This window comes from Desulfovibrio sp. 1188_IL3213 (assembly GCF_036763145.1).
Lineage (GTDB): Bacteria > Desulfobacterota > Desulfovibrionia > Desulfovibrionales > Desulfovibrionaceae > Desulfovibrio.
Genome location: NZ_JBAIYR010000306.1, coordinates 1 through 2,917 on the forward strand (window position 1 = coordinate 1; position 2,917 = coordinate 2,917).

Sequence of the window (2,917 nt, forward strand, 5' to 3'; positions counted from 1 at the left end):
CTGAAGCCGATGCGCGTGCCGCGCGCAACTGCGGCCCCCCGCAAACGCCGCAAAAGGAGAAAAGCGGCTGGCGGCTGGCGCGAGGAAGATTGCTAAAATATGGACCCAAAAAGGAAGAGAAAAGCCAACGCCAACGGACTGCACTGGACGGCCGCGGACGGGAACGAGCGGCAACAGCCGGTAAAAAGCGCTGAAAAACCAGAAAACGGCACGGCAACATCCGGCCCCTGCGGAGCTGAACCTTGCCATGCCGTAAATACGCGCAGCGGGCGGCGGCATGTGCCGCGGCCGCTGTCAAAGCCGTAAACTGCCGTCAAGCGCCGGGGCGTTTTTTTGCAGGCCGGAGAATGGCTGTCTTCTCAATGGCAATGCACAACAGAGCAATTTCTCCTTGAAACAGCTCTGGCGGATGCGGGAGCAAACGCCCGCCCCGGAAGCGTAAGCGCAGTTTATTTGTGCGGTTACGCGCCGAAGCGGGCGTCCTGGAAGCATTGAGAATGGAGCTTCTCGATGCGACAATACTCTAATGCCGCGCGGCTCTAGTCCCAGTGGCGCTTGTCTTCGATGGGCCGGATCTGCGGGGGCAGGCTGCCGGGAGCGAGCACGCGCAGTTCGGGGCGCAGTTTGATCTTTTCGCGGAACTGGTGCAGCAGTTCCTCTTCGCGCTTGAAGGCGCTTGTTTCCACAAAAAGGGTCATTTCGTCGATGCCGCCGGGGTTGGTGACTTCGATCTGCCAACGCTTGATTTCTTCAAAGCGGCTCATAACCTGCTCAACCTGATGCGGGTAGACAAACATGCCCATGATGCGGGCTGTGGTGTCCACGCGGCCCACAATGCTGCCCAGGCGCGGGCTGGTACGGCCGCAGGCGCAGGGGCTGCGATCAATGTATGAAAGATCGCCCGTAGCCAGACGGATGAGCGGATAGGTCTTGTTGAAAGCCGTGACGACAATTTCGCCCACTTCGCCGTCCTTGAGCGGAATGCCCGTATCAGGATGGCAAATTTCCACAAAGCAGCGGTTGGCAACATGCAGGCCGGTCTTGTGGAAGCATTCGTAGCCGATGCAGCCCACGTCAGCCGTGCCGTAGCCCTGCCGCATGACCAGGTCGTACTTCTTTTCCATCTGCGAGCGCATTTTTTCAGAAAGGCGCTCACCGGTGACAAAGGCCACCTCCAGGAAAAGGTCCTTGCGCAGATTGAGGCCCTTTTCTTCGGCCTTTTGCGCCAGGTGCATAAGAAAGCTCGGCGTTCCCACATAGCCGGACACGCGCAGCTTTTGCATGATGTCCAGCTGGGTGGCGGCATCGGTCGGCCCTGCTGGAATAACCGCACAGCCAAGGTTGCGCAAAGGCTCTTCAAACATGAGGCCCGCAGGCGTCAACTGGTAGTTGAAGGTGTTCTGCACCGCGTCGCCGGGGCGAAAGCCCACAGAATAAAAGGCTTCGGTATAGCCCCAGTAATCTTCGCCACGGTCTTCGGGGTCGAAAATGGGGCCTGGGGAAAGAAAAATGCGCTTGAGTTCGCCAATATCCTTGGTCAGCAGTCCGCCCAGACGCGGCCCCATGGACTGAAGAAAGATAAGCTCTTTCTTTTTGAGAATGGGAATATGCTTGATGTCAGCAAGGGTCTTGAACTTCTCCACATTGAACTGCGCACGGTCGAAGCGTTTCTTCACGTCTTCCGAATAGCGGTACGCATAGGAGAGCAAGTCCTTGAGCTGGATAAGGCAGTACTGGCGGCGCTCGCTCTCATCCAGAACTTCGCGGCGGCTGTATATGCCTTCTGTGCGGTCTTTACGGGTCATACCTACTCCACATGGCCTGATTTACATTGAAGGGTCAAAATAGCCACTCCCACAGCAAAGTGCAAGCACTATTTATTAAGTTTAATAATATCAAAATATTATAACACAATTTTATCTCATGTGCCAGGCGGTGAAACAGTCCGCGTTCCCACTGTTTCCTCTGTGCTCCCTGTTCCCCCCTGCGGGCCGTGCGGACAGTGTGGGCGGCGGGGCTTGCGACGGGGCGTCCGGATCTTGCCCTGGGCGACACAGCGGCGACGCAGGCTGTCATACACGGGTTCGTTGCCGAGCCTGTCAGCCACAAAGGCCGCAATATATGCCGCAAGGATAACAAGGACCATATTGTGGTACGAGTCCGTCATCTCAAGCATAAGAAAAGCGCCCGTAAGCGGTGCGCGCACTGACGAACCGAACAGCCCGGCCATGCACAGAATCAGTATGGTGGCGGCCCTGTCCGGCGCGACCAGATCGAAAAGCAGCATGGCGGATGCAAGACAGGCCCCGGCCATGCCCCCCATGAACAGAATGGGCATGAGCAGCCCGCCAGCCACGCCCGTGGCAAAACTGGCGCAGGAAAAAAGCATCTTGACGCCCAGCAACAGCACGAGCGCGGTCAGCGGTACAGACAGGCGCGCCAGATCAAGGGCGCCTATGCCGAAACCGGCGAGCACCGTGGGATAGAAATACAAAAAAAGCCCGGCGCACATAAAGGGTATGACTACCCGCAGATGCAGGGGAAGCAGCCTGGTTTTGTCGGCCCAGAGGGTCATGCGTATGAGCACGGCATTATACAGCACGCCAAGCACGCCCATAACCACTCCGGCAACAGGCACGAGCCACCATTCGCGCCACGGCAGCATGGGGTGCTCACCAAAGGGAAAAACCAGCCCGAAGCCGAAAATGCCCTGCATGACATAAATGGCGGCAAAGGCCGTGATGGCGCAGGTTATGACCATCGGCGCCCTGAGGGGCGTCTTCATTTCCTCAAAGGCGAAGCACATGCCCGCCAGCGGCGCGCCGAAGGCGGCGGCAAGACCGGCAGCACTGCCCCCCACGAGGTATCGGGGATTATTGGCAGCCGTGCTGTCCTTCCACAGGGTTCCCACCCCGAC

The 2,917-nt window shown here is 58.3% G+C and carries 2 protein-coding genes; both read right to left on the bottom strand.

Annotation, left to right across the window (positions count from 1 at the left end; translation table 11 throughout):
* Positions 1-539 precede the first annotated feature (539 nt).
* Positions 540-1,805 (bottom strand): phenylacetate--CoA ligase family protein, encoded by a 1,266-nt coding sequence (locus tag V6C16_RS10660; RefSeq protein ID WP_012623964.1) that lies wholly within the window; start codon positions 1,803-1,805, stop codon positions 540-542.
* A 116-nt stretch (positions 1,806-1,921) separates the two neighbouring features.
* Positions 1,922-2,917, bottom strand: a 996-nt coding sequence (locus tag V6C16_RS10665) for a chloride channel protein (protein WP_333543176.1), incomplete at its 5' end; no start/stop codon positions are given.